Annotated in this window: 24 protein-coding genes and 1 pseudogene; 21 read left to right on the top strand and 4 right to left on the bottom strand. The window is 40.5% G+C overall.

Going from position 1 to position 25,252, the window contains the following annotated elements; all coding sequences use genetic code 11:
• Positions 1-3: 3 nt before the first annotated feature.
• Genes HT724_RS03855 through HT724_RS03845 form a run of 3 tightly spaced genes read right to left on the bottom strand, consistent with a single transcriptional unit; the run spans position 4 to position 1,853 of the window.
• A complete protein-coding gene (locus HT724_RS03855) occupies positions 4-771 on the bottom strand; it encodes a hypothetical protein (RefSeq protein WP_173276522.1) in 768 nt (255 codons plus the stop codon).
• Positions 772-787: 16 nt separating this feature from the next.
• Complete coding sequence (locus tag HT724_RS03850) at positions 788-1,483, bottom strand: ABC transporter ATP-binding protein (RefSeq protein WP_050073389.1); 696 nt, start codon at positions 1,481-1,483, stop codon at positions 788-790.
• A 4-nt stretch (positions 1,484-1,487) separates the two neighbouring features.
• Positions 1,488-1,853: a GntR family transcriptional regulator gene (locus HT724_RS03845; protein ID WP_000119148.1), complete on the bottom strand. Its 366-nt coding sequence runs from the start codon at positions 1,851-1,853 to the stop codon at positions 1,488-1,490.
• 139 nt (positions 1,854-1,992) lie between these two features.
• Here HT724_RS03845 and nrdR point away from each other — a divergent pair, with 139 nt between their 5' ends.
• The 6 genes from nrdR (at position 1,993) to HT724_RS03815 (ending at position 6,999) form a co-directional block, all read left to right on the top strand.
• A complete protein-coding gene (gene nrdR / locus HT724_RS03840; RefSeq protein WP_001203672.1) occupies positions 1,993-2,466 on the top strand; it encodes a transcriptional regulator NrdR in 474 nt (157 codons plus the stop codon).
• Positions 2,467-3,636: a replication initiation and membrane attachment family protein gene (locus HT724_RS03835; RefSeq protein WP_173276523.1), complete on the top strand. Its 1,170-nt coding sequence runs from the start codon at positions 2,467-2,469 to the stop codon at positions 3,634-3,636.
• Positions 3,637-4,533: a primosomal protein DnaI gene (dnaI, locus tag HT724_RS03830; protein WP_173276524.1), complete on the top strand. Its 897-nt coding sequence runs from the start codon at positions 3,637-3,639 to the stop codon at positions 4,531-4,533. It begins immediately after the preceding gene.
• Positions 4,530-5,243 carry an NADPH-dependent oxidoreductase gene (locus tag HT724_RS03825; RefSeq protein ID WP_173276525.1) on the top strand — a complete coding sequence of 238 codons (714 nt, stop codon included), beginning with the start codon at positions 4,530-4,532 and terminating at the stop codon, positions 5,241-5,243. Before dnaI ends, HT724_RS03825 begins: the two co-directional genes overlap by 4 nt.
• 13 nt (positions 5,244-5,256) lie before the next feature.
• Positions 5,257-6,567, top strand: coding sequence for a ribosome biogenesis GTPase Der (gene der / locus HT724_RS03820; RefSeq protein WP_001207696.1), 1,311 nt, complete (start codon positions 5,257-5,259; stop codon positions 6,565-6,567).
• A gap of 81 nt (positions 6,568-6,648) precedes the next feature.
• Complete coding sequence (locus HT724_RS03815) at positions 6,649-6,999, top strand: hypothetical protein (RefSeq protein WP_054367326.1); 351 nt, start codon at positions 6,649-6,651, stop codon at positions 6,997-6,999.
• Between the two features lie 221 nt (positions 7,000-7,220).
• On the opposite strand, the gene rgg1518 is transcribed toward HT724_RS03815, so the two are convergent.
• A complete protein-coding gene (gene rgg1518, locus HT724_RS03810; RefSeq protein ID WP_050973728.1) occupies positions 7,221-8,072 on the bottom strand; it encodes an Rgg/GadR/MutR family transcriptional regulator Rgg1518 in 852 nt (283 codons plus the stop codon).
• Between the two features lie 336 nt (positions 8,073-8,408).
• On the opposite strand from rgg1518, the gene HT724_RS03805 reads away from it, so the two are divergent.
• The 15 genes and pseudogenes from HT724_RS03805 to HT724_RS03735 all read left to right on the top strand — a co-directional run.
• Positions 8,409-8,801, top strand: coding sequence for a hypothetical protein (locus HT724_RS03805; RefSeq protein WP_000850412.1), 393 nt, complete (start codon positions 8,409-8,411; stop codon positions 8,799-8,801).
• A gap of 21 nt (positions 8,802-8,822) precedes the next feature.
• The gene (locus HT724_RS03800; RefSeq protein WP_173276526.1) at positions 8,823-9,614 is read left to right on the top strand and encodes a hypothetical protein; all 792 of its coding nucleotides are present in this window, start codon (positions 8,823-8,825) and stop codon (positions 9,612-9,614) included.
• Complete coding sequence (locus HT724_RS03795) at positions 9,607-10,248, top strand: hypothetical protein (protein WP_000475785.1); 642 nt, start codon at positions 9,607-9,609, stop codon at positions 10,246-10,248. The genes HT724_RS03800 and HT724_RS03795 overlap by 8 nt, the downstream gene beginning before the upstream one ends.
• A 3-nt stretch (positions 10,249-10,251) precedes the next feature.
• Positions 10,252-10,902, top strand: coding sequence for an ABC transporter ATP-binding protein (locus tag HT724_RS03790; RefSeq protein WP_001235271.1), 651 nt, complete (start codon positions 10,252-10,254; stop codon positions 10,900-10,902).
• Positions 10,903-10,912: 10 nt separating this feature from the next.
• Positions 10,913-11,203 (top strand): hypothetical protein, encoded by a 291-nt coding sequence (locus HT724_RS03785; RefSeq protein WP_000940698.1) that lies wholly within the window; start codon positions 10,913-10,915, stop codon positions 11,201-11,203.
• Positions 11,204-11,348: 145 nt separating this feature from the next.
• On the top strand, positions 11,349-13,862 hold the full coding sequence (gene secA, locus HT724_RS03780; protein WP_050251536.1) for a preprotein translocase subunit SecA: 2,514 nt from the start codon (positions 11,349-11,351) through the stop codon (positions 13,860-13,862).
• Positions 13,863-13,942: 80 nt separating this feature from the next.
• Positions 13,943-14,974: a 3-deoxy-7-phosphoheptulonate synthase gene (locus tag HT724_RS03775; RefSeq protein ID WP_173276527.1), complete on the top strand. Its 1,032-nt coding sequence runs from the start codon at positions 13,943-13,945 to the stop codon at positions 14,972-14,974.
• Between the two features lies 1 nt (position 14,975).
• Positions 14,976-16,007, top strand: coding sequence for a 3-deoxy-7-phosphoheptulonate synthase (locus HT724_RS03770; protein ID WP_050222442.1), 1,032 nt, complete (start codon positions 14,976-14,978; stop codon positions 16,005-16,007).
• Between the two features lie 44 nt (positions 16,008-16,051).
• Positions 16,052-16,414 carry a holo-ACP synthase gene (gene acpS / locus HT724_RS03765; RefSeq protein ID WP_000635005.1) on the top strand — a complete coding sequence of 121 codons (363 nt, stop codon included), beginning with the start codon at positions 16,052-16,054 and terminating at the stop codon, positions 16,412-16,414.
• Entirely contained in the window at positions 16,404-17,507 is a 1,104-nt protein-coding gene (gene alr / locus HT724_RS03760; protein ID WP_173276528.1) for an alanine racemase, read from the top strand. Before acpS ends, alr begins: the two co-directional genes overlap by 11 nt.
• 18 nt (positions 17,508-17,525) lie before the next feature.
• Complete coding sequence (gene recG, locus HT724_RS03755) at positions 17,526-19,541, top strand: ATP-dependent DNA helicase RecG (RefSeq protein WP_173276529.1); 2,016 nt, start codon at positions 17,526-17,528, stop codon at positions 19,539-19,541.
• A gap of 575 nt (positions 19,542-20,116) precedes the next feature.
• The gene (locus HT724_RS03750) at positions 20,117-21,097 is read left to right on the top strand and encodes an acetylxylan esterase (protein ID WP_173276530.1); all 981 of its coding nucleotides are present in this window, start codon (positions 20,117-20,119) and stop codon (positions 21,095-21,097) included.
• A gap of 618 nt (positions 21,098-21,715) precedes the next feature.
• Complete coding sequence (locus HT724_RS03745) at positions 21,716-21,943, top strand: hypothetical protein (RefSeq protein WP_050234264.1); 228 nt, start codon at positions 21,716-21,718, stop codon at positions 21,941-21,943.
• A 288-nt stretch (positions 21,944-22,231) separates the two neighbouring features.
• Positions 22,232-22,417: a YSIRK-type signal peptide-containing protein gene (locus HT724_RS10465; RefSeq protein WP_057526992.1), complete on the top strand. Its 186-nt coding sequence runs from the start codon at positions 22,232-22,234 to the stop codon at positions 22,415-22,417.
• A 131-nt stretch (positions 22,418-22,548) separates the two neighbouring features.
• Positions 22,549-25,252, top strand: a pseudogene (locus tag HT724_RS03735) (sialidase domain-containing protein); the annotation flags it as partial.

Here is a 25,252-nt window from a genome sequence, read left to right as displayed (position 1 = left end):
TTTTTATTGCAAATTAACCTTATTTCTCAAGATGTAGTAGGTTCCGAGGTAAAAGATAGCTATGAATATGAGTTCTTCAACAATGCTTATACTTGCTCCCATATAGAAATGGTCATTAAGTCCTACAAGTGAATTGACATAGAAATTAGAACTAAGATTGAAGAAAAGTTCAATAAATCCAATGACGATTTGGATACCAATGTAGGCTGCAACAGCGAGTGCTGTACGGTATTCATTGAAAAGCTGTCCAATGGAAATAGCCAAGTAGATGCAGAGGATGCTGGAAATGGTATTTAGTAGGAAGGATATACCTGTAAGAAAGATCTGAGGGATATGTGTTTCTACAAATGTAATCACATAAGAAAGAGGGATCCATTCTGGAACCGTTATGGTCACAATAATAACAGCACTTAGAGCTAGGACAGCAGTGCTAATCAACGACCAGATAAAGGCACCGACTAGTTTGGTTGTGATGATATGGTGTTCAGAAACTGGCAAGGTCAAAGTCAGATAGCCTTGTCGGTCATAGACACTGCCTTTAAAGCGTTTAATGATTAAGAAAAGAGTTGAAATTCCAAGTGTAATCATCAAGCCACCAAAGACGAGGGCTAGAAAAGTAAGTAAAACAGGTTGGCTTTCTTTGACAGGCAGATTGTTATAGGTCTGTGCTTGTATCCCGATAAGGGCAGAAAGGACTAGCACGGCTGCGTAGAGGGCTAAATACCACTTGTTAACATTTTTAAATTCGTAGCGAATTAAATTCCAAAACATAAATAATCTCCTTTGCTTAAGCCTTAAATTCCTGACGGAAGAGTTGGTCAATGGATTCACCTGACTCATAGCGAATGTCATCTACATTTCCTTGACGGACGACTTTTCCGTCTTTGAGGAAGACAATTTCATCCAAGATTGGCTCGATATCAGAAATCAAGTGGGTAGAAATCAAAACGGTAGAAGTTGGGGAGTAGTTGTTGATAATGGTATTGAGGATATAATCACGGGCTGCTGGATCCACCCCACCAATGGGTTCGTCCAAAACGTAGAGACGAGCATCACGGCTCATAACCAAAATCAGTTGAACCTTTTCCTTGTTTCCTTTTGATAGTTTCTTGAGACGACTATTTTCATCAATGCCCAGGTCTGCAAGTAGATGATGGGCGCGTTCAAGATTGAAATCTTTATAGAAGGTCTTGAAGTAGGTTAGGGCTTCTTTGACCTTCATTTGCTCATTGAGATAGGTCGTATCTGGCAAATAAGCTACGATAGCCTTGGTTGCTGGGCTTGGATCCATGTCGTTGATCAGGACACGTCCTTGATCTGGTTGCAAGAGGCCATTGATTAGTTTAATCAGGGTTGTTTTTCCTGAGCCGTTTGGGCCAAGGAGACCAACAATTTTTCCAGCTGGGATCTCAAGGGAAACATTTTCAAGGGCTGGTGTTGCTCCATATGATTTGGATACATTTTCAAATGCTAGTAATGACATAGGCTTAAACTCCTTTAATATAATCGCCGACTACGCTTGGTAGTTCTTCTTTTTCATAGCCAAAATGGGTCATGGAGGAAACGAAGTGTTCCAATTCTTCTTCGGATAGTTGTTTGCGCGATTGGGCGATCAGCTCTTTATCTTCAGTCACAAATCGTCCAGTTGTGCGCTTGCTGTAGACAAATCCTTCTCGTTCAAGGTCTGACAAGGCTCTTTGGATGGTGTTTGGATTGACACCGGCCTCGCTTGCTAGCTCTCTCACGGTTGGAAGTTGTTGATTGGCTTCCAGTGTATGGGAAACAATCTGAAGCTTGATTTTCTCCATAATCTGTAAATAGATGGGTTTTTTGTTGTCAAATGTCCAGGACATCTTGGTCTCCTTTCTTTTATCTTTTTGTCTTAATTAAATAATACAACAAAACAAAAAACTTGTCAAGCAAAAAGAAGAATTGTTTTGGGAATCGTTTAAAAAATGGTATAATGAAAAGAAAACGATAAGGAGGGAAAGGATGCGTTGTCCAAAATGTGGGGCTACCAAGTCAAGTGTTATCGATAGTCGCCAAGCAGAAGAAGGGAACACCATTCGTAGAAGACGTGAGTGCGACGAATGCCAACACCGTTTTACAACCTACGAACGGGTAGAAGAAAGAACCTTAGTGGTTGTTAAAAAAGATGGCACACGGGAACAATTCTCCAGAGATAAAATCTTTAATGGGATTATCCGCTCAGCCCAGAAACGTCCTGTGTCAAGTGATGAAATCAACATGGTAGTCAATCGTATCGAACAGAAACTCCGTGGTCGAAATGAAAATGAAATTCAAAGTGAGGACATTGGTTCACTCGTCATGGAGGAGTTGGCTGAGTTAGATGAGATTACCTATGTACGTTTTGCTAGTGTCTATCGTAGTTTTAAGGATGTTAGTGAGTTAGAGAGCTTGCTCCAACAAATCACCCAGTCCTCTAAAAAGAAAAAGGAAAGATAAATGAAGCCAATTGACCGTTTTTCTTATCTAAAGAATAATCGGGTGTCGCAAGATACCTCATCTCTGGTACAGTGCTACCTCCCGATTATCGGTCAGGAGGCACTGAGCCTTTATCTTTATACGATTAGTTTTTGGGATAATGGTAGAAAGGAATACCTCTTTTCAAGCATTCTTAACCATCTCAACTTTGGGATGGATAGACTTTTAAAATCCTTGAAAATCCTATCTGCTTTCAATCTCTTGACCCTCTATCAAAAGGGGGATGTTTATCAGCTAGCCCTCCATGCTCCTCTATCTAGTCAGGACTTCTTGGAACATCCTGTTTATCGCAGACTTTTGGAGAAAAAGATTGGCGATGCAGCTGTGGAGGATTTGGGAGTTGAAAGTGCTGATGGTGAAGAAATACCTGTCTCACTCAACCAAGTCTTTCCAGACTTGGCAGAACTAGGAAGTCAAGAAGACCTTGGTCTCAAGAAGAAAGTGGCCAACGATTTTGACTTAGACCATTTTCGTCAGCTGATGGCTCGAGATGGGCTTCGCTTTGCGGATGAGCAGTCCGATGTTTTGAACCTCTTTGCCATTGCTGAGGAGAAGAAATGGACTTGGTTTGAAACTTATCAATTGGCCAAGTCAACAGCTGTTTCCCAGGTTATTTCAACCAAACGCATGCGGGAAAAAATCGCTCAAAAACCGATTTCCTCTGACTTTAGTCCTAAGGAAGCAACCATTATCAAGGAAGCCAAAAGTAAGACTGCCCTGCAGTTCTTGGCAGAAATCAAGCAAACACGCAAGGGGACCATTACCCAAACAGAAAGAGAACTCTTGCAACAGATGGCTGGCTTGGGCTTGCTGGATGAAGTCATCAATATTATTCTCTTATTGACCTTTAATAAGGTAGATTCGGCAAATATCAATGAGAAATATGCCATGAAGGTGGCTAATGATTATGCCTATCAAAAGATTCATTCGGCAGAAGAGGCAGTTCTTCGGATCCGTGAGCGAGGGCAGAAGAGTCAGGCTCAAAAAGGCAGTAAACCGAGTCCTACCAAGTCCAATGTACCCAAGTGGAGCAATCCAGATTATAAGAATGAAACCAGCGAGGAAACTCGTCTGGAACTAGAACGTAAGAAACAAGAACTATTAGCTCGATTAGAAAAAGGAGGAGATTAGATGGAAAGTGTCGGAGACGTACTCAAACGTCAGCCTAGCCGTTTTCATTATCAAGATTTGGTCCAGAAAATCATGAAGGACTCTGATGTTGCGGCCTTTATCCAGCAAGAATCCTTGACTCCAGAGGAATTAAATCGCAGTATCTCCAAGTTTAATCAGTACATCACCGAGCGTGACAAGTTTCTCCGTGGTGATACAGATTATATTGCCAAAGGCTACAAGCCGATTTTGGTTATGAATCATGGCTATGCGGACGTTTCTTACGAAGAAACTCCTGAACTAATCGCGGCTGAAAAAGAAGCGGCGATTAAGAACCGCCTCAAGTTAATCAATCTGCCAGCCAGTCTCAAGAACGCTAGTTTGGCTCAAGTTGACTTGGATGATTTGGGACGCTTGCCAGTTTTTGAAAAGCTATTAGCCTTCGTGGAACAATATCCAACTATTCGAAAAGGTCTTTACTTATATGGAGACTTTGGTGTGGGTAAAAGTTTTATGGTGGCTGCCTTAGCCCATGATTTATCAGAAAAACGTGGTGTTTCCTCCACTCTCCTCCACTATCCTAGCTTTGTCATTGATGTCAAAAATGCTATCGGTGATGGCAATGTTAAGACCTTGGTGGATGAGATTAAACTGTCTGAAGTCCTGATTTTAGATGATATTGGTGCTGAGCAATCAACAGCTTGGGTACGTGATGAAATCCTGCAGGTTATTCTCCAATATCGGATGCAGGAAGATTTACCGACCTTTTTCACCTCCAACTTCAACTTTGAAGATTTGGAGTTGCATTTCGCTAAAGGGAAACATGGAAATGACGAAACCTGGGAAGCCAGACGGGTCATGGAACGCATTCGTTATTTGGCCGAGGAGACTCGTTTAGAAGGAGTGAACCGTCGATGACAGAAACAATCAAATTGATGAAGGCTCACACTTCAGTGCGCAGATTTAAGGAGCAAGCCCTTCCTCAGGAAGATTTGACTAAAATCCTGACAGCAGCCCAGATGGCATCATCTTGGAAGAATTTCCAATCCTACTCTGTGATTGTGGTACGAAGTCAAGAGAAGAAAGATGCCTTGTATGAATTGGTACCTCAAGAAGCCATTCGCCAGTCTGCTGTTTTCCTTCTCTTTGTCGGAGATTTGAACCGAGCAGAAAAGGGAGCCCGACTTCATACCGACACCTTCCAACCCCAAGGTGTGGAAGGTCTCTTGATTAGTTCGGTCGATGCAGCTCTTGCTGGACAAAACGCCTTGTTGGCAGCTGAAAGCTTGGGCTATGGTGGTGTGATTATCGGTTTGGTTCGATACAAGTCAGAAGAAGTGGCAGAGCTCTTTAACCTGCCTGACTACACCTATCCTGTCTTTGGGATGGCACTAGGTGTGCCAAATGAAGAACATGAAGTCAAACCTCGCTTGCCATTGACTCAAGTGGTATTTGAGGAAGAATATCAGGAACAAACAGTTGATGTGATTGAGGCTTATGACCGTGTACAGGCGGACTATGCTGGGGCGCGTGCGACCACAAGCTGGAGTCAGCGCCTAGCAGAACAGTTTGGTCAAGCTGAACCAAGCTCAACTAGAAAAAATCTTGAACAGAAGAAGTTATTGTAGAAAGTGAGAAATTATGGCCCTACCAACTATTGCCATTGTAGGACGTCCCAATGTTGGGAAATCAACCCTATTTAATCGGATCGCTGGTGAGCGAATCTCCATTGTAGAAGATGTCGAAGGAGTGACACGTGACCGTATTTATGCAACGGGTGAGTGGCTCAATCGTTCCTTTAGCATGATTGATACAGGAGGAATCGATGATGTCGATGCTCCTTTTATGGAACAAATCAAGCACCAGGCAGAAATTGCCATGGAAGAAGCTGATGTTATCGTCTTTGTGGTGTCTGGTAAGGAAGGAATTACCGATGCGGACGAATACGTAGCCCGTAAGCTTTATAAGACCCACAAACCAGTTATCCTCGCGGTTAACAAGGTGGACAACCCTGAGATGCGAAATGATATCTATGATTTCTATGCCCTCGGTTTGGGTGAACCATTGCCTATCTCATCTGTCCATGGTATCGGTACAGGGGATGTGCTAGATGCTATTGTAGAAAATCTTCCAAATGAATATGAAGAAGAAAACCCAGATGTCATTAAGTTTAGTTTGATTGGTCGTCCTAACGTCGGAAAATCAAGCTTGATCAATGCTATCTTGGGAGAAGACCGTGTTATTGCTAGTCCTGTTGCTGGAACAACACGTGATGCCATTGATACCCACTTTACAGATACAGATGGCCAAGAATTTACTATGATTGATACGGCTGGTATGCGTAAGTCTGGTAAGGTTTATGAAAATACTGAGAAATACTCTGTCATGCGTGCCATGCGAGCTATTGACCGCTCTGATGTGGTCTTGATGGTCATCAATGCGGAAGAAGGCATCCGTGAATACGATAAGCGTATCGCAGGTTTTGCCCATGAAGCTGGTAAAGGGATGATTATCGTGGTCAACAAGTGGGATACACTTGAAAAAGACAACCACACCATGAAAAACTGGGAAGAAGATATCCGTGAGCAGTTCCAATACTTGCCTTACGCCCCGATTATCTTTGTATCCGCTTTGACCAAGCAACGCCTCCACAAACTTCCTGAGATGATCAAGCAAATCAGTGAAAGTCAAAACACACGTATTCCATCAGCTGTCTTGAACGATGTCATCATGGATGCCATTGCCATCAACCCAACACCGACAGACAAAGGAAAACGTCTTAAGATTTTCTACGCGACCCAAGTGGCAACCAAACCACCAACCTTTGTTATCTTTGTCAACGAAGAAGAGCTTATGCACTTTTCTTACCTGCGTTTCTTGGAAAATCAAATCCGCAAGGCCTTTGTCTTTGAGGGAACTCCAATCCATCTCATCGCAAGAAAGCGTAAATAAAAAAGTAGAATCTGGAATGACATTTCCAGATTTTTTTGATATAATAAAATAATAGAAAACGCTATCAAAAAGGAGGTGTCGATGAAACATTTGTTTAAATTTATAATCTTATTTCCCTGGTTTTACTTTTTCAGCTGGATTGAAAAGGATAATAGAGAAAGTAAATTTTTCCCAATTTTTTACTATTTTTACTGGTTTTACATTCCCCTCTATGCTCTTTTTAGCCTTGCTTGGGCAGTTGTTTCAGTTCTGTTTTTCAATATCGTCTTGAGAAATTTGACAGATATCAAGTTATGGGGCATTTGGTTTCTTTTTATTCTGCTAGCTATTGGTCTGAATAGGTTAACTTATTTCTGTTTCAAAAAAATGCTTCGCTTGAGACGAGAACTAGGGAAGTCTAAAGGCGTGAATAAAGGAAGGTGTAGGAACTAAAAAATGACTGTATCTATGATTTGTTTATGGAGCTATAGATACAGTCGTTTTTATTTTAATCGTGAAACCTGAGAGAAGTGTTCGTCTTGTATAGTGGATTGAATATGGAATAATACAATACAACTTATAAAACATTGGTATAAAATGCTTTAGATCCCCTGATTGATTCGTTCACATTCTATTCCAATCTACTACAATAAAACGATAAGAATTATTATAAATTATAGGTTTGAAAAATCATTAATTTCTTTTTCGAGTATTTTAACTAATGACTCTTCTTTGGTTAGTCGTAATAAGGTTATTCCTTTATCAATCAAATCGGAGTTATGTTGTAGTATTCCCAAGCGTACTTGAGAAAATCCAAGAATATCGTATATTTTTAATTCTTCTGCTAATACCAAAAGTTGTAGGGTGATTGTTTCACATTCTTTGAATAAATGATGTTGAAAATATACAGTGGAGAGATTGGCTAAAAAAGATGATAAAAATACTTTTGTTTCTCGGAAGTATTTATATTTCTCGATGGTTTTCATAATTCTATCAATAAGAAGGGGAAGATTTTCAGAAGGAAAGAAAAAGAGAATGGTTCCAAGTAATTTCAAATCACTAATGTACCATGTATCCATAGGTTCAAGATAGTCCCAAATTTCTTCATACAAATCTTTCAAGACGTGGTTGTTTTTGAATCCTTTAGTTCGTAACTCTGTGACAATTTTTGTATGACGATAGATATTTTGAATAGGAACATCGTGATGTGTCTTAAGATATTTTTGACACTTCTCAGTGAGTTCAACCATTTTTCTAGTATCTTGAAAAGTAGACGGATTTTGGCTCTCTACAATAATATCTCGCCTTTCACTAGGATGGTATTCGTTGCATATATACTTGAATTCTGCTAAGCTCATATCAATTTGTTCAAGAAGAAATACCATGTTTTCAAAACTGGGAATAACTTTACCGTGTTCAATATTTGTTAGAGTTGTTCGATGTATGACTTGTCCACATACATCTTGTTGGGTCAATCCTTTTGACTTTCGAATTTCTTTAAAAATTTGTCCATAATCCCATCTCATATTGTTCCTCCTAGGTAAATGTGAATATTTTCTACATTTATAAAAAACGTAGAAAAAGGTGGTATTATTATATCAAAAAGGAGGGAAAAAGTCATGGGCTTTAAAAAATATTTGAAGAATTTACCGAAAAACTCTGGATTTATTATATCTTTGATTTGGAGTTGGATTCAACTTATCTGGTTTGAAACGTGGTTTTGGGGATAAAGAAATTAGAGTCCATACATAATTAAGTAAAGGAGGAATTTGTATGATATACCATCGTTTAGAATAAGTCTATATTTAAAATAGAAGTTATAAGGAATCTTCTTGAATAAAAAATGAAAGGAAACAGAAAAAATGAAAACTAAAAAATTATTGAAAATGGTTATTCCTGTTTTAATGATAAGTGCTGTTGGAACTACTTTCGTAGAAGCAAATCAGATAGGTGCTTTTAGTAATTTTGTTATTACTACCAGTTATAAGAGAACAGGTTATTTGACCAAAGAAAATGAAGGTGCGGAATATATCATGAACTTAAATCCTTGTAGAAATTTACATCCCATGACTGTTAAGCATCGTATAGTAAATTCTAATGGAGAAGCTCGTAGTGGAGAATCGTTAACAACCTGTGGTACTCGTTCAACTCATGGTAATTGGGCAACGGTTGGCTATGTTTATGCAGCAGATATGGCAAGACAAAATTGGTGGGATTTATCAGCTGCCATTTCAGGTAGTTGGTCACCAAATTAATTCGTAAAGTAGGTATAATTTATGAAGATTCCTCTCTTAACTTTGGCAAGGCATAAATTTGTTTATGTCTTGCTTACTTTGCTTTTTCTTGCTTTGGTTTATCGTGATGTTTTGATGACTTATTTCTTTTTTGATATTCATGCGCCCGATCTAGCTAAATTCGATGGACAAGCAATTAAAAATGACTTATTAAAATCAGCATTAGATTTTCGTATTCTCCAGTTCAATCTAGGTTTTTATCAATCATTTATTATTCCAATCATCATTGTTTTGCTAGGTTTTCAATATATTGAGCTGAAAAATAAAGTTTTACGATTGAGTATTGGAAGAGAAGTGAGTTATCAAGGGTTAAAAAGAAAGTTGACTTTTCAAGTTGCAAGTATCCCTTGTGTGATATATTTAGTGACTGTGCTGATAATTGCAATTTTAACTTATTTCTTTGGGACTTTTTCTCCTCTTGAATGGAATTCTCTATTTTCTGATGGGAGTAGTTTACAAAGGCTCCTAGATGGAGAGATAACAAGCTATTTGTTCTTTACTTGTGTCCTACTAATCGGTATTTTCATCAATGCAGTCTATTTTTTTAAAATAGTTGATTATTTAGGGAATGTGACTCGTTCGGCAATTGCCTATTTGATGTTTCTTTGGCTTGGTTCTATGATGCTCTATAGTATCTTGCCATACTATATGGTTCCTATGACGAGTTTGATGCAAGCTAGCTATGGGGATGTAAGTTTGATGAGACTCTTTACTCCTTATATCCTTTATATTGTCCCCTATATGGTACTTAAAAAATATGAAGATAATGTTTAAGAACTTTAACAATATTTGGCTAAAGAGAAAGATCGTTTTACTACTTCGTATAGTTCTGATGATGATTTTGATTAACTATCTATTGTCAATAGCGGTTCAAAAGCAGGATGTTTTTCTCTTTTTCAAGAGGGAATTGATTTCAATCTTTTCCTATAATGACTATTCTGAAGCGAATTTAGAAATCCCCAAACTCTTGTTAAATCTTTCGCTTTTCATGGTAGGATGGCTCTCTGTCATTTTACTTGAAACTGATTTGGCAGACCATTACCATCACTTGATCCGCTATCAATCAACCTCCTTTTTCGATTATACAAGGAAACGATTGGTTGTCATCTCTAAATTTTTTATTCAAGATTTATTTGTCTGGTTCCTTGGTTTACTTCCTCTAGGAATTCATTTCAAAACAGTCGCACTTTTCTTTTTACTTGCTCAGTTAATGATCTTGTACTTACTACTGTCTTATCTGATAGCACTTATTAGTGCGGGCGCTGGTTTTTCCTTTTTTCTCTATTTTTTAGCATTTGTGGGACAAGAATGGATGATGGATCATATTGTAACAGTGTATTTAGTACTCTTAAGTTTATTAGTTATGTTGATTGTTAGTCGCTTGGAAGAGAAATTTAAGAAAGGATAAACGATGAGACTTGAAATTATAAATGGACAGAAAATTTATGGGAAAAGACCTATTTTAAATGAGTTGAATCTGGTCTTTCAATCAGGAAATATTTATGGTCTTAAAGGTGATAATGGATCTGGTAAGACAGTTCTTTTAAAGATACTTGCTGGTTATATTAAGCTTGATAAAGGAAAAGTTCTTCAAGATGGGGAAGTCTATGGGATAAAAAATCATTATATTCAGGATGCAGGGGTTTTAATTGAAAAAGTCGAGTTTTTATCTCATTTATCCCTTAGAGAAAATTTGGAATTGTTAAGGTGTTTTTCATCTAAAGTTACGGAAAAAAGAATTGCCGATTGGATCCAATATTATGATTTACAGGAATTTGAAGACGTTGAGTACCGTCATTTATCCTTAGGAACGAAACAAAAAATGGCCTTGATTCAAGCCTTTATTGCCGAACCATCTATACTCTTTCTCGATGAACCTATGAATGCTTTAGATGAGAAGAGTGTGAGGTTAACCAAACAGGTCATTTTATCTTACCTGAAAAAAGAAAATAGTCTGGTTATCCTGACGTCACACATATCGGAAGATATTTCAGATCTTTGTACAGATGTATTAGTTGTCGAAAACGGACATATACAATATATAAAGGATATACAATCCTAGGAGGTAGCTTATGGCACATCTAAAATCATTTATTACACGCTATTCTAAGGTCTATATTGGTTTAGTTCTGTTGATCTGGATTGCTTTCTTCTTTCTTCCTTGGGGCAGTCCGATTCTGGGGGGGAAGATTGACCTCTTCAGCATACAGAAAGTCTTGCTAGTTTTTGGAATTCTGTCGATTTTGATGGCCTTGCTGTCCAAGAAAGTCAGTCTCTTTGTTTTTGGATTGATCTGCTGTTTTTCTCTTTGGATAAATCTATTTATCCTATTTGCGATTTTGCCGATTTTTGTTGGCAATTAAAGCATCATAAAAGTCAGAGAGGTTAGCTTGGAAACTAGCCTCTTTTTCCTTTTCAAAATGGGGATTCTTCCTTGAAAATAATCAGTAATTGTGCTAAAATTAAAAGAACATTCTAAAATATTCGGAATTTAAAGTAAGGAAAAACATGGCTAATATTTTAAAAACAATTATCGAAAATGATAAAGGAGAAATCCGTCGTCTGGAAAAGATGGCTGACAAGGTTTTCAAATACGAAGACCAAATGGCTGCTTTGACAGATGACCAACTAAAAGCAAAAACAGTTGAATTTAAAGAACGTTATCAAAATGGAGAATCGCTGGATTCATTGCTTTATGAAGCATTTGCGGTTGTCCGTGAGGGTGCCAAACGTGTCCTAGGTCTCTTCCCATATAAGGTTCAGGTCATGGGGGGAATCGTTCTTCACCATGGTGACGTGCCAGAAATGCGTACAGGGGAAGGGAAAACCTTGACTGCGACTATGCCCGTATACCTCAATGCCCTTTCAGGTAAAGGGGTTCACGTAGTTACGGTCAATGAATACTTGTCAGAACGTGATGCGACTGAGATGGGTGAATTGTACTCATGGCTTGGTTTGTCAGTAGGGATTAACTTGGCTGCCAAATCTCCAATGGAGAAAAAAGAAGCCTATGAGTGTGATATTACTTACTCAACCAACTCAGAAATCGGATTTGACTACCTTCGTGACAACATGGTCGTTCGCGCTGAAAACATGGTACAACGTCCGCTCAACTATGCCTTGGTCGATGAGGTTGACTCTATCTTGATTGACGAGGCTCGTACACCATTGATTGTATCAGGTGCTAACGCAGTTGAAACTAGTCAGCTCTACCATATGGCAGACCACTATGTAAAATCTTTGGACAAAGACGACTACATCATCGATGTGCAGTCTAAGACTATTGGTTTGTCTGATTCAGGGATTGACAAGGCTGAAAGCTACTTCAAGCTTGAAAACCTCTATGACATCGAAAACGTAGCTCTGACTCACTTTATCGATAATGCCCTTCGTGCTAACTACATCATGCTTCTCGATATTGACTATGTGGTGAGCGAAGAGCAAGAAATCTTGATTGTCGACCAATTTACAGGTCGTACCATGGAAGGTCGTCGTTATTCTGATGGATTGCACCAAGCTATTGAAGCTAAAGAAGGTGTGCCAATCCAGGATGAAACCAAGACATCTGCCTCAATCACTTACCAAAACCTTTTCCGTATGTACAAGAAATTGTCAGGTATGACGGGTACAGGTAAGACTGAGGAAGAAGAATTCCGTGAAATCTACAACATTCGTGTGATTCCAATCCCAACAAACCGCCCTGTTCAACGTATTGACCACTCAGACCTTCTTTATGCAAGTATCGAGGCTAAGTTTAAGGCGGTTGTCGAAGACGTTAAGGCTCGTTACCAAAAAGGTCAGCCTGTCTTGGTTGGTACAGTAGCGGTTGAAACTAGTGACTACATTTCTAAGAAATTAGTCGCAGCTGGCGTTCCTCACGAAGTCTTGAATGCCAAAAACCACTATAGAGAAGCCCAAATCATCATGAATGCTGGTCAACGTGGTGCTGTTACTATCGCAACCAACATGGCCGGTCGTGGTACCGACATCAAGCTTGGTGAAGGGGTTCGCGAATTAGGTGGACTTTGTGTGATTGGTACAGAACGTCATGAAAGTCGTCGTATCGATAACCAGCTTCGTGGACGTTCAGGTCGTCAAGGAGACCCAGGTGAGTCACAATTCTACCTCTCTCTTGAAGATGACTTGATGAAACGTTTTGGTTCTGAACGCTTGAAGGGAATCTTTGAACGTCTCAACATGTCTGAAGAGGCGATTGAGTCTCGTATGTTGACGCGTCAGGTTGAAGCAGCGCAAAAACGTGTCGAAGGAAATAACTACGATACCCGTAAACAAGTCCTTCAATACGATGACGTCATGCGTGAACAACGTGAGATTATCTATGCTCAACGTTACGATGTCATTACTGCAGACCGTGACTTGGCACCTGAAATTCAGTCTATGATCAAACGCACGATTGAACGTGTCGTTGATGGTCATGCGCGTGCCAAACAAGATGAAAAACTAGAAGCGATTTTGAACTTTGCTAAGTACAACTTGCTTCCAGAAGATTCTATTACGATGGAAGACTTGTCAGGTTTGTCTGATAAGGCTATTAAGGAAGAGCTTTTCCAACGTGCCTTGCAAGTTTACGATAGTCAGGTTTCAAAACTACGTGATGAAGAAGCAGTTAAAGAATTCCAAAAAGTTTTGATTCTACGAGTGGTGGATAACAAGTGGACAGATCATATCGATGCCCTTGATCAATTGCGTAACGCGGTTGGACTTCGTGGCTATGCTCAGAACAACCCTGTTGTTGAGTATCAGGCAGAAGGTTTCCGTATGTTTAATGATATGATTGGTTCGATTGAGTTTGATGTGACACGTTTGATGATGAAAGCACAAATTCACGAACAAGAAAGACCACAGGCAGAACGCCATATCAGTACAACAGCGACTCGCAATATCGCTGCCCACCAAGCAAGTATGCCAGAAGATTTGGATTTGAGCCAGATTGGACGCAATGAACTTTGCCCATGTGGTTCTGGTAAGAAGTTTAAAAACTGTCACGGTAAAAGACAATAAAATGAGATAGTTTAGAGGCGGATACCTTGTGAAAAGTAAATTTTTACTTGGTATCCGTTTGCTTTATAAGGAGATGAGTTATGGTATTTACAGCAAAAAGTCCTAAAATCAATATTGAAGAAGTTCGTGCCTTGTCAAAATTAGAAGGTCGGGCTTTGGAGAGAAAATCACAGCGTGATCAAGAGCTAGAAGCCATTATATGTGGAGAAGACCAACGAATTCTCTTGGTAATCGGGCCATGCTCATCTGACAATGAAGAAGCTGTTCTTGAGTACGCTAAGCGTTTGGCAGTCTTACAAGAAGAAGTGGCAGACCGTATCTTTATGGTTATGCGTGTTTATACAGCCAAACCTCGTACCAACGGAGATGGCTATAAGGGCTTGATTCACCAGCCTAATGCGACAGAAGCGCCTAGTCTTATCAATGGAATCAAAGCAGTTCGCCATCTTCACTATCGTGTCATCACGGAAACTGGTATGACAACAGCTGATGAAATGCTTTATCCTGAAAATCTGCCGCTTGTAGATGATTTGATTTCTTACATGGCTGTTGGTGCCCGTTCAGTTGAAGACCAGCAACACCGCTTTGTGGCAAGTGGGGCAGGATTTTCTACTGGTTTTAAAAATCCAACCTCTGGAAATCTCAATGTTATGTTTAATGGGATTTATGCTGCTCAAAACAAACAAAGTTTCCTTTTCCTAGGAAAAGAAGTGGAAACAACTGGGAACCCGCTTTCGCACGCCATTCTTCGTGGTGCTCTTAATGAATATGGAAAAAATATTCCCAACTACTATTATGACAATTTAATTGATACCATTGCCCAGTATGAGAAAATGGGCTTGGAAAATCCTTTTATCATCATTGATACCAATCATGACAATTCTGGTAAGCAGTATATGGAACAGATCCGAATTGTCCGCCAGACCTTGATTAACCGTGATTGGAATGAAAAGATCAAGCAGTACGTTCGTGGTTTTATGATTGAGTCTTATCTGGAAGATGGTCGACAAAATGAGCCAGAAGTATTTGGTAAGTCTATCACAGACCCTTGCCTGGGCTGGGATAACACAGAAGCTCTTGTCAGAGAAATTTACAAAACGTTAGGAGAATAAGATGGCATTTATTGAAAAAGGTCAAGAAATCGATATGGAAGTCATCAAGGCTGAAACCCAATTGTCTGCGGAAGCCTTGAGACTCAAGGAAAGCCGTGACAGGGAATTGGCAGATATTATTTCAGGGGAAGATGACCGTATTCTCTTGGTGATTGGTCCTTGCTCTTCTGATAATGAAGAGGCTGTCTTGGAATATGCTCGCCGTTTATCCGCCTTGCAAAAGAGGGTAGCGGACAAGATTTTCATGGTTATGCGTGTTTATACAGCTAAACCTCGTACCAACGGAGACGGCTATAAAGGTTTGGTTCACCAGCCAGATACTTCTAAGGCTCCAAGCCTGATTAACGGTTTGCAGGCTGTGCGCCAGCTGCACTACCGCGTGATTACAGAGACTGGCTTGACGACGGCAGATGAGATGCTTTATCCGTCAAATCTGATCTTGGTGGATGACTTGGTCAGCTACCATGCCGTTGGTGCTCGTTCTGTGGAAGACCAAGAGCACCGCTTTGTGGCTTCTGGGATTGATGCACCAGTAGGGATGAAAAATCCAACCTCTGGAAATTTGGGTGTTATGTTTAACGCCATCTATGCTGCTCAAAACAAGCAAACCTTCCTTTATCATGGTCAGGAAGTTGAGACTTCAGGTAATCCTTTGTCCCATGTCATCCTCCGTGGGGCAGTTAACGAGTATGGCAATTATATGCCGAATTACTACTATGAAAATCTACTCCAAGCCATTGAACGTTATGAGACCATGGGACTTGAAAATCCTTTTATCCTCATCGACACCAACCATGATAACTCCGGCAAGCAATATATGGAGCAGATTCGAATTGTTCGCCAGACCTTGCAAAATCGTGATTGGAATGAGAAAATCAAAAAGACGGTTCGAGGCTTTATGATTGAATCTTACCTAGCAGATGGTCGTCAAAACCAACCAGAGGTCTTTGGTTGCTCTATTACTGACCCTTGCCTAGGTTGGGAAAATACAGAGGCTTTGGTAGAAGAGATTTATGCTACCTTGACAAAATAAGTGAAAAGGATGGAGTTGGGGAATCTCAACTCCTTTTGATGAGAATGATAGTTGGACACGGAATTGACATCGAAGAATTAGCTTCGATAGAAAGCGCAGTTACACGACATGAAGGATTTGCTAAGCGCGTGCTGACCGCTAAGGAAATGGAACGCTTCACCAGTCTTAAAGGGCGCAGACAAATCGAATATTTGGCTGGTCGCTGGTCGGCTAAGGAGGCATTTTCCAAGGCCATGGGAACGGGTATTGGTAAGCTCGGTTTTCAGGATTTGGAAGTCTTAAACAATGAACGCGGAGCACCTTATTTTAGTCAGGCACCATTTTCAGGAAAGATTTGGCTGTCTATCAGCCATACAGATCAGTTTGTGACAGCCAGTGTCATTTTGGAGGAAAATCATGAAAGCTAGTCCACATAGACCAACCAAGGCTCTGATTCATCTGGGAGCTATTCGACAAAATATTCAGCAAATGGGAGCTCATATCCCTAAAGGAACGCTCAAGTGGGCTGTGGTCAAGGCCAATGCCTATGGTCATGGATCTGTTGCCGTTGCGACGGCTATTCAAGATGATGTTGATGGCTTTTGCGTTTCCAATATCGATGAAGCCATTGAACTCAGACAAGCTGGACTCAGCAAACGAATCCTCATTTTAGGAGTTTCTGAAATCGAAGCAGTTGCTATTGCTAAAGAATACGACATCACCTTGACTGTGGCTGGACTGGAGTGGGTTCAAGCACTCTTAGTTAAGGAAGCTGATTTAGCTGGTTTGACAGTCCACCTCAAGATTGATTCAGGAATGGGACGGATTGGTTTTCGAGAGGCTAGTGAAGCCGAGCAGGTTCAAGACTTGCTCCAACAACATGGTGCTGGTGTTGAAGGGATTTTTACCCACTTTGCTACTGCAGATGAGGAATCAGATGCCTACTTTAATGCCCAGTTAGAGAGATTTAAAACTATTTTGGCTAGTATGAAGGAAGTGCCAGAGCTAGTTCATGCTAGTAACTCTGCAACGACCCTTTGGCATGCAGAGACTATTTTCAATGCGGTTCGTATGGGAGATGCTATGTATGGTCTTAACCCTAGCGGAGAGGTCTTGGACTTGCCCTATGACTTGAAACCAGCCTTGACCTTGGAATCTGCTCTGGTTCATGTCAAGACAGTTCCAGCTGGAGCTTGCATGGGCTATGGAGCGACCTATCAGGCGGATAGCGAGCAAGTCATCGCGACCGTGCCAATCGGCTATGCGGATGGTTGGACACGTGACATGCAGAATTTCTCTGTCTTGGTAGATGGGCAAGCCTGCCCAATCGTCGGCAGGGTTTCGATGGACCAAATCACCATTCGTTTGCCTAAGATTTATCCGCTGGGAACAAAAGTAACCATGATTGGCACAAACGGTGACAAGGAAATCACTGCAACTCAGGTAGCGACCTACCGCGAAACCATTAACTATGAGGTGGTTTGCCTCCTCAGCGACCGTATTCCGAGAGAATATGATTAGAAAAGAAAGGAGTGGAGCATGAATCTACATCAACCCTTGCATGTCTTGCCTGGTGTGGGACCAAAGTCAGCAGAAAAATACGCCAAACTAGGAATTGAAAATTTGCAAGACCTCTTGCTCTACTTTCCTTTCCGTTATGAAGATTTCAAGACCAAGCAAGTATTGGAACTAGAAGACGGTGAAAAGGCGGTTCTTTCTGGTCAAGTCGTGACTCCTGCTAGTGTCCAGTATTATGGTTTCAAGCGCAATCGCCTGCGTTTTAGCCTCAAGCAGGGAGAAGTTGTTTTTGCGGTGAATTTCTTTAACCAGCCCTATCTAGCAGATAAGATAGAGTTGGGAGCAACTCTTGCTGTCTTTGGAAAATGGGATCGTGCCAAGGCTAGTTTGACTGGAATGAAGGTCCTGGCTCAGGTGGAAGATGACCTCCAACCTGTCTATCGCTTGGCTCAGGGAATCAGTCAGGCCAGTCTGGTTAAGGTCATCAAGACGGCTTTTGATCAGGGACTGGACCTCTTGATTGAGGAAAATCTTCCCCAGTCTTTACTGGACAAATACAAACTCATGTCCCGTTGTCAGGCAGTTCGTGCTATGCATTTTCCCAAGGATTTGGCAGAATACAAGCAGGCTCTTCGCCGTATCAAGTTTGAGGAACTCTTTTACTTTCAAATGCAATTGCAGACGCTCAAGTTTGAAAATAGAGTTCAGGGAAGTGGTCTGGTTCTGGATTGGTCTCAGAAAAAAGTGACAGCAGTTAAAGAAAATCTACCTTTTTCTCTGACTCTAGCTCAGGAAAAGAGTTTGCAGGAAATTTTGACAGACATGAAGTCCGACCATCACATGAATCGTCTCTTGCAAGGAGATGTGGGGAGTGGAAAAACAGTCGTCGCTGGCTTGGCCATGTTTGCGGCAGTGACGGCTGGCTACCAATCAGCCCTCATGGTACCAACAGAAATCCTCGCAGAGCAACACTTTGAGAGTTTACAGAACCTTTTTCCTAATTTGAAACTGGCTCTCTTGACAGGTTCCTTGAAAGCTGCAGAAAAGAGAGAAGTCTTGGAGACCATTGCCAAGGGTGAGGCTGATTTGATTATCGGAACCCACGCTCTGATTCAGGATGGAGTAGATTATGCTCGTCTTGGCTTGATCATTATCGATGAGCAGCACCGTTTTGGTGTGAGGCAAAGGAGTATTTTACGGGAAAAAGGCGACAATCCAGACGTTCTCATGATGACGGCGACACCGATTCCACGGACGCTTGCTATTACAGCCTTTGGCGATATGGATGTTTCCATTATTGACCAGATGCCAGCAGGACGGAAGCCTATTGTGACACGCTGGATCAAGCATGAGCAACTACCTCAGGTCTTGACTTGGTTAGAGGGGGAAATCCAAAAAGGTTCTCAAGCCTATGTCATCTCTCCCTTGATTGAAGAATCAGAAGCTCTGGATTTGAAAAATGCCATTGCCTTATCAGAGGAATTGACAGCTCATTTTGCAGGTAAGGCAAATGTGGCTCTTCTACATGGTAAGATGAAGAGTGACGAAAAAGACCAGATTATGCAGGATTTCAAGGAGAGAAAGACGGATATTCTGGTTTCTACGACAGTTATCGAGGTCGGGGTCAATGTTCCAAATGCGACTGTCATGATCATCATGGATGCCGATCGGTTCGGTCTCAGCCAGCTTCACCAGCTCAGAGGTCGTGTCGGTCGGGGAGACAAGCAGTCTTATGCTGTTCTCGTTGCCAATCCCAAGACTGATTCTGGGAAAGACCGCATGCGCATCATGACGGAAACCACTAATGGATTTGTTCTGGCCGAAGAAGATTTGAAAATGCGGGGTTCAGGTGAGATTTTTGGAACCAGACAGTCAGGACTGCCAGAGTTTCAAGTGGCTGATATTATCGAAGATTTTCCGATTTTAGAAGAAGCCAGAAAAGTGGCTAGCTATATTAGTTCGATAGAAGCTTGGCAAGAGGATCCGGAATGGCGCATGATTGCCCTTCATTTGGAAAAGAAAGAACATCTGGATTAAGCTTTCTCTAAGGAAAACTTAAGCTAGCTTTCAGGTTTGACCCTTATACTAGAGTCATCAAAAAGAAACGAGGACTCTCACATGACAGTAACGATTAAAGTAAATTACCAAACCACTTTCCAGAAGAAAGAAGCAAAAAACTAGTATAAACAGAAGAGAGAGCGAAATGCTCTTTTTTCGTTACACAGAAATTTGGCAAGAGGATCCAGAGTGGTGCATGATTGCCCTTCATCTGGAAAAGAAAGAACATCTGGCTTAAGCTTTCTCTAAGGAAAACTTAAGCTAGCTTTCAGGTTTGGCTCTTATACTAGAGTCATCAAAAAGAAACGAGGACTCTCACATGACAGTAACGATTAAAGTAAATTACCAAACTACTTTCCAAAAGAAGGAAGCAAAAAACTAGTATAAACAGAAGAGAGAGCGAAATGCTCTTTTTTCGTTTCTAAAACTACTTTCAGCCCATCATCCTAAAAGTAAAGAATCTAAATTCACTTTCTATTTACCCTTCTTTCTTGCATTGATTACATAGATATGCTACAGTTGTGATAGTGATTACAAAATAAAAGGAGCATGCTATGAAAAATCCGGCTTTATTAGAAGAAATGAAGACCTATCTAGGAAGAGATGGGGTCCCAGAAGACTTTGATGTTTTCTGGGATGGGGAAGTGAAAAAAGTTTCCACGCTTCCAGCCTACCAGTTGGAGGAAAGAGATTTTCACATCCCTCAAGTCAAGTGCTATGAGTTAACTTTTGAAGGAAGCAATGAAGGCAAGATCTATGCATGCGTCGTTCTTCCAAAGAGTGAGGAGAAGGTTCCTCTAATCTTCCATTTTCATGGTTATATGGGACGTGGTTGGGATTGGACCGACATGCTGGCCTTCACAGTAGCTGGTTACGGTGTTGTTTCCATGGACGTTCGAGGCCAGTCAGGTTACTCGCAAGACGGCTTGCGTTCTCCTCTAGGGAATACCGTTAAGGGGCATATCATCCGTGGTGCTGTGGAAGGTCGGGATCATCTCTTTTATAAGGATGTTTATCTGGACATTTACCAGTTGGTTGAAATTATTGCTAGTCTGCCTCAGGTGGATGAGAAGCGACTTTCCAGCTATGGTGCCTCTCAAGGAGGGGCTTTAGCTCTGGTTGCAGCAGCGCTCAATCCTAGAATTGAGAAAACTGTTGCGATCTATCCTTTCTTGTCAGACTTCAGACGAGTCCTTGAGATTGGGAATACCAGTGAGGCCTATGACGAACTTTTCCGTTATTTCAAGTTTCACGACCCCTTCCATGAAACAGAGGAGGAAATCATGGCGACTCTTGCCTATATCGATGTGAAAAATCTTGCTCATCGTATCAAGGGTGAAGTTAAGATGATTACAGGCTTGGACGACGATGTTTGCTATCCCATTACCCAGTTTGCGATTTATAATCGTCTGACCTGCGATAAAACCTATCGTATCATGCCTGAGTATGCCCACGAAGCCATGAATGTTTTTGTCAATGACCAGGTTTATAACTGGCTCTGTGGGAGTGAGATTCCTTTTAAATATCTAAAATAAGGAGTCGACTCTAAGCACAAAATCTTAAAAATCACAAACACGCATAGTATCAGGTATTGAACAAGCTTGATACTATGCGTTTTATCATGGAAATATTTATAGAATTTTTTGTTGCTAGCTTTGTCAAATTGCTTAAAATAATTTTTTTCAGAAAGCAAAAGCCGATACCTATCGAGTAGAGTAGTTCTTGCTATCGTCAGGCTTGTCTGTAGGTGTTAATACTTTCCAAAAATCTCTTCAAACCACGTCAGCTTTCATCTGTAACCTCAAAACAGTGTCTTGAGCATCATGCGGCTAGCTTCTTAGTTTGGTCTTTGATTTTCATTGAGTATAAAAACAGATGAGTCTCTGTTTTCTTTTTATGGACTATAAATGTTCAGCTGAAACTACTTTCAAGGACATTATTATATAAAAGAGTTTCTTGAAACTAAAATCTATTATATCACACTATATTGAAAGCGTTTTAAAAATGAGGTATAATAAATTTGCTAACACTTATAAAAAGTGATAGAATCTTATCTTTATGTATATTTAAAGATAGATTGCTGTAAAAATAGTAGCAGCTATGCGAAATGACAGATAGAGAGAAGGGATTGAAGCTTAGAAAAGGGGAATAATATGATATTTAAGGCATTCAAGACAAAAAAGCAGAGAAAAAGACAAGTTGAACTACTTTTGACAGTTTTTTTCGACAGTTTTCTGATTGATTTATTTCTTCACTTATTTGGGATTGTCCCCTTTAAGTTGGATAAGATTCTGATTGTAAGCTTGATTATATTTCCCATTATTTCTATAAGTATTTATGCCTACGAAAAGCTATTTGAAAAAGTGTTCGATAAGGATTGAGCAGAAAGTATGGTGTAAATAGCATAGGCTGATGTCCAATAATTTGCTTATAAAGAGATATTTTAGTTTAATTGCAGCGGTGTCCTGGTAGATAAACTAGATTGGCAGGAGTCTGATTGGAGAAAGGAGAGGGGAAAATTGACACCGATTTGAGATAGTTTGTTTAGTTCATTTTTGTCATTTAAATGAACTGTAGTAAAAGAAAGTTAAGAAAAGACAAACTAAGTGTATTTTCTGGAGTAAATGTCTTATTTCAGAAATCGGGATATAGATATAGAGAGGATCAGTATGAATCGGAGTGTTCAAGAACGTAAGTGTCGTTATAGCATTAGGAAACTATCGGTAGGAGCGGTTTCTATGATTGTAGGAGCAGTGGTATTTGGAACGTCTCCTGTTTTAGCTCAAGAAGGGGCAAGTGAGCAACCTCTGGCAAATGAAACTCAACTTTCGGGGGGGGGGGGAGCTCAACCCTAACTGATACAGAAAAGAGTCAGCCTTCTGAGGAAGGAGAAAATATAACTCTTCCTGCAGAGCATGTAGAGTCTGTTTCAGAGACTGAACTTTCTGGTAATGAGCAAGAACATGAAGACAAGCAAGAAGAAAAAATTCCAAGAGATTACTATGCACGAGATTTAGAAAATGTCGAAACAGTGATAGAAAAAGATGACTTAGAGACGAATGATTCAAACGAAAAAAGAGTAGACTTGTCTGATGAATTAGAGAAAGTAAAGGGACTCCAAAATGCAACTGTTCATGTGGAGTTCAAACCGGCTGCTGATGGTCCTAGTTTTTACAATCTCTTTTCTGCTTCCAGTACAACTAAAGTAAATGAGTACTTTACAATGGCAATCAATAATGGGACAGCTTTGATAGAGGGACGTGGAGCTGATGGTAGTCAATTTTATGGAAGTTATACAGATGCGCCTTTGAAGATTAGACCAGGCAAGTATAATTCGGTTACTTTTACTGTTGAAAGACCAAGAAAGGATAGTCCAAATGGTCAGGTTCGTCTTTATGTGAATGGTGTATTATCTCGTACGAATAAAAAGTCAGGGAAATTCCTGGCAGACATGCCGGACGTAGATAAACTCCAGTTAGGTGCAACTAATAGGGCAGGAGAACTGAAGTGGGGCTCAGATCTTTCTATTCGTAATCTGACTGTATACAATCGTGCTCTAACTCCAGAGGAAGTCAAAAAACGTAGCCAGTTATTTGATGTGACAGATATTGAGCCGTCACTTGCTGAAGGGGCAGTCTTGACAGAAAAGCAAGAGTTGTTTATGAGTGGTGTCAATGATAAGCCAAATAGTGAAGGAATTAAGAGTTATCGGATTCCAGCTTTGCTACGTACGGATAAAGGAACATTACTGGCAGGAGCAGACCAGCGTCGTCTCCACCATTCTGACTGGGGAGATATTGCTATGGTCGTTAGGAGAAGTGAGAATGGGGGAACTACTTGGCAGCCAACCTTAACCTTGACCAACCTGCGAGACAATCCAGAAGCAAAAGATCCGCAGGCACCATCTCCACTTAATATTGATATGGTCTTGGTTCAAGATCCTACCACAAAGAGAATTTTTTCAATCTACGATATGTTTCCAGAGGGTCGAGCTGTCTTTGGAATGCCAAACAAACCTCAAAAAGCTTATCAACAAGTTGGAGACAAGCACTATCAATTACTATATAAACAAGGGGAAAATCAAGCATATACTGTTCGAGAAAACGGAGAAGTATATGATGCAAATAATCAAAAAACAGATTATCGCGTTGTAGTGGATCCAAAAGAAGAAGCCTACAGAGATAAGGGCGACCTCTATAAAGGAGAAGAGCTTCTTGGGAATATTTACTTTGCTCAGTCTGCTAAAAATCCATTTCGTGTAGCCTACACTAGTTATTTATGGCTTTCCTATAGTGATGATGATGGGAAAACTTGGTCGCAACCAAGAGATATTACACCATCAATTCGCCAAGATTGGATGAAATTTTTAGGAACAGGTCCAGGTACAGGAATTGTGCTTAGAACAGGAGAGCACAAGGGTCGTATCTTAGTTCCTACTTATACCACCAATGCTATCTCCCATCTAAGCGGATCCCAGTCTTCTCGTTTGATTTATTCAGATGACCATGGAGAAACATGGCAGGCTGGAGCTGCTGTTAATGATGATAGGACGGTAGGCAGAAGGAAAATTCATTCCTCAACTATGAATAATAGTCCTGCCCAAAATACTGAGTCAGTTGCTGTACAGTTAAATAATGGTGATGTGAAACTCTTTATGAGAGGATTAACGGGTGATTTACAGGTTGCCACAAGTAAAGATGGTGGGCAAACTTGGGACAAGGAAATCAAGAGATACAATCAGGTTAAAGATGTTTATGTCCAAATGGCTGCTATTCACACCATGCACGAAGGAAAAGAATACATCATTTTAACCAATTCAGGGGGACCTAAACGGACGAATGGAATGGCTCATTTGGCTCGTGTAGAGGACAACGGAGACTTGACTTGGTTACATCATAGACCAATTCAAAAAGGAGAGTTTGCCTATAATTCGCTCCAAGAATTAGGAAATGGGGAGTATGGTATCTTGTATGAACATACTGAAAAAGGACAGAATGCCTATACCCTATCATTTAGAAAATTTAACTGGGAATTTTTAACAAAAGATCCGGTATATCCAACGAGTGTAACTATCAGGGACGTTCGTAAATTGGAAACAGAAGAAGAGGATGCAGAACAAGGTATCTTAGCTATGCAATTTGATTCTGAGGTACTAGTAAATTCTATTCCGACTTTGACTTTAGCGAATGGACACAAAGCTACCTTCTTGACCCAAGCAGATCAAAAAACTCTACTTTTCACCTTTAATAAAGAAGATGCAGGTCAAGAAATTACAGGTCTACTGGCCGGTAGAATTGACAGTATGCATGATTTACCAGTTACACTAGCTGGCAGTAGAATTCCTGAAGATGCGAAAGAAAATCCTGTCGAGACCATGAATACAGTAAGAGAAAATGTATCTGAGGAGATGACAGAAAGGAAGTCAGAGAAGGATAAATTATCTTTGGGGTCTTCAGATAGAATGGTAGCAAACTCTCCTCTTACTTCTTTTGCTCCTCGTTACCTCCAATCTTATGTAGGAGATGTTATTAAAACTGAGACTAAAGTTCCAATAACGACTGGTTGGAAGCAAGAAAATGGTGCGTGGTATTTTTATACATCTGCTGGTGAAGTGGTGAAAGGCTGGCATCAGGAAGCGGATAAATGGTACTACTTGAGTTCTACTGGTGCGATGGCAACTGGTTGGGTCA

Source organism: Streptococcus sp. k-402 (assembly GCF_013277515.1).
In the GTDB taxonomy this organism is placed as follows: domain Bacteria; phylum Bacillota; class Bacilli; order Lactobacillales; family Streptococcaceae; genus Streptococcus.
Note: the sequence above shows the minus strand (reverse complement) of the source record. Positions and strands in the feature narration are given on the sequence as shown.

Coding starts and splice junctions, on each gene's coding strand:
- HT724_RS03855 (WP_173276522.1), bottom strand. CDS start 771: ATGTTTTGGAATTTAATTCGCTACGAATTTAAAAATGTTAACAAGTGG.
- HT724_RS03850 (WP_050073389.1), bottom strand. CDS start 1,483: ATGTCATTACTAGCATTTGAAAATGTATCCAAATCATATGGAGCAACA.
- HT724_RS03845 (WP_000119148.1), bottom strand. CDS start 1,853: ATGTCCTGGACATTTGACAACAAAAAACCCATCTATTTACAGATTATG.
- nrdR (WP_001203672.1), top strand. CDS start 1,993: ATGCGTTGTCCAAAATGTGGGGCTACCAAGTCAAGTGTTATCGATAGT.
- HT724_RS03835 (WP_173276523.1), top strand. CDS start 2,467: ATGAAGCCAATTGACCGTTTTTCTTATCTAAAGAATAATCGGGTGTCG.
- dnaI (WP_173276524.1), top strand. CDS start 3,637: ATGGAAAGTGTCGGAGACGTACTCAAACGTCAGCCTAGCCGTTTTCAT.
- HT724_RS03825 (WP_173276525.1), top strand. CDS start 4,530: ATGACAGAAACAATCAAATTGATGAAGGCTCACACTTCAGTGCGCAGA.
- der (WP_001207696.1), top strand. CDS start 5,257: ATGGCCCTACCAACTATTGCCATTGTAGGACGTCCCAATGTTGGGAAA.
- HT724_RS03815 (WP_054367326.1), top strand. CDS start 6,649: ATGAAACATTTGTTTAAATTTATAATCTTATTTCCCTGGTTTTACTTT.
- rgg1518 (WP_050973728.1), bottom strand. CDS start 8,072: ATGAGATGGGATTATGGACAAATTTTTAAAGAAATTCGAAAGTCAAAA.
- HT724_RS03805 (WP_000850412.1), top strand. CDS start 8,409: ATGAAAACTAAAAAATTATTGAAAATGGTTATTCCTGTTTTAATGATA.
- HT724_RS03800 (WP_173276526.1), top strand. CDS start 8,823: ATGAAGATTCCTCTCTTAACTTTGGCAAGGCATAAATTTGTTTATGTC.
- HT724_RS03795 (WP_000475785.1), top strand. CDS start 9,607: ATGTTTAAGAACTTTAACAATATTTGGCTAAAGAGAAAGATCGTTTTA.
- HT724_RS03790 (WP_001235271.1), top strand. CDS start 10,252: ATGAGACTTGAAATTATAAATGGACAGAAAATTTATGGGAAAAGACCT.
- HT724_RS03785 (WP_000940698.1), top strand. CDS start 10,913: ATGGCACATCTAAAATCATTTATTACACGCTATTCTAAGGTCTATATT.
- secA (WP_050251536.1), top strand. CDS start 11,349: ATGGCTAATATTTTAAAAACAATTATCGAAAATGATAAAGGAGAAATC.
- HT724_RS03775 (WP_173276527.1), top strand. CDS start 13,943: ATGGTATTTACAGCAAAAAGTCCTAAAATCAATATTGAAGAAGTTCGT.
- HT724_RS03770 (WP_050222442.1), top strand. CDS start 14,976: ATGGCATTTATTGAAAAAGGTCAAGAAATCGATATGGAAGTCATCAAG.
- acpS (WP_000635005.1), top strand. CDS start 16,052: ATGATAGTTGGACACGGAATTGACATCGAAGAATTAGCTTCGATAGAA.
- alr (WP_173276528.1), top strand. CDS start 16,404: ATGAAAGCTAGTCCACATAGACCAACCAAGGCTCTGATTCATCTGGGA.
- recG (WP_173276529.1), top strand. CDS start 17,526: ATGAATCTACATCAACCCTTGCATGTCTTGCCTGGTGTGGGACCAAAG.
- HT724_RS03750 (WP_173276530.1), top strand. CDS start 20,117: ATGAAAAATCCGGCTTTATTAGAAGAAATGAAGACCTATCTAGGAAGA.
- HT724_RS03745 (WP_050234264.1), top strand. CDS start 21,716: ATGATATTTAAGGCATTCAAGACAAAAAAGCAGAGAAAAAGACAAGTT.
- HT724_RS10465 (WP_057526992.1), top strand. CDS start 22,232: ATGAATCGGAGTGTTCAAGAACGTAAGTGTCGTTATAGCATTAGGAAA.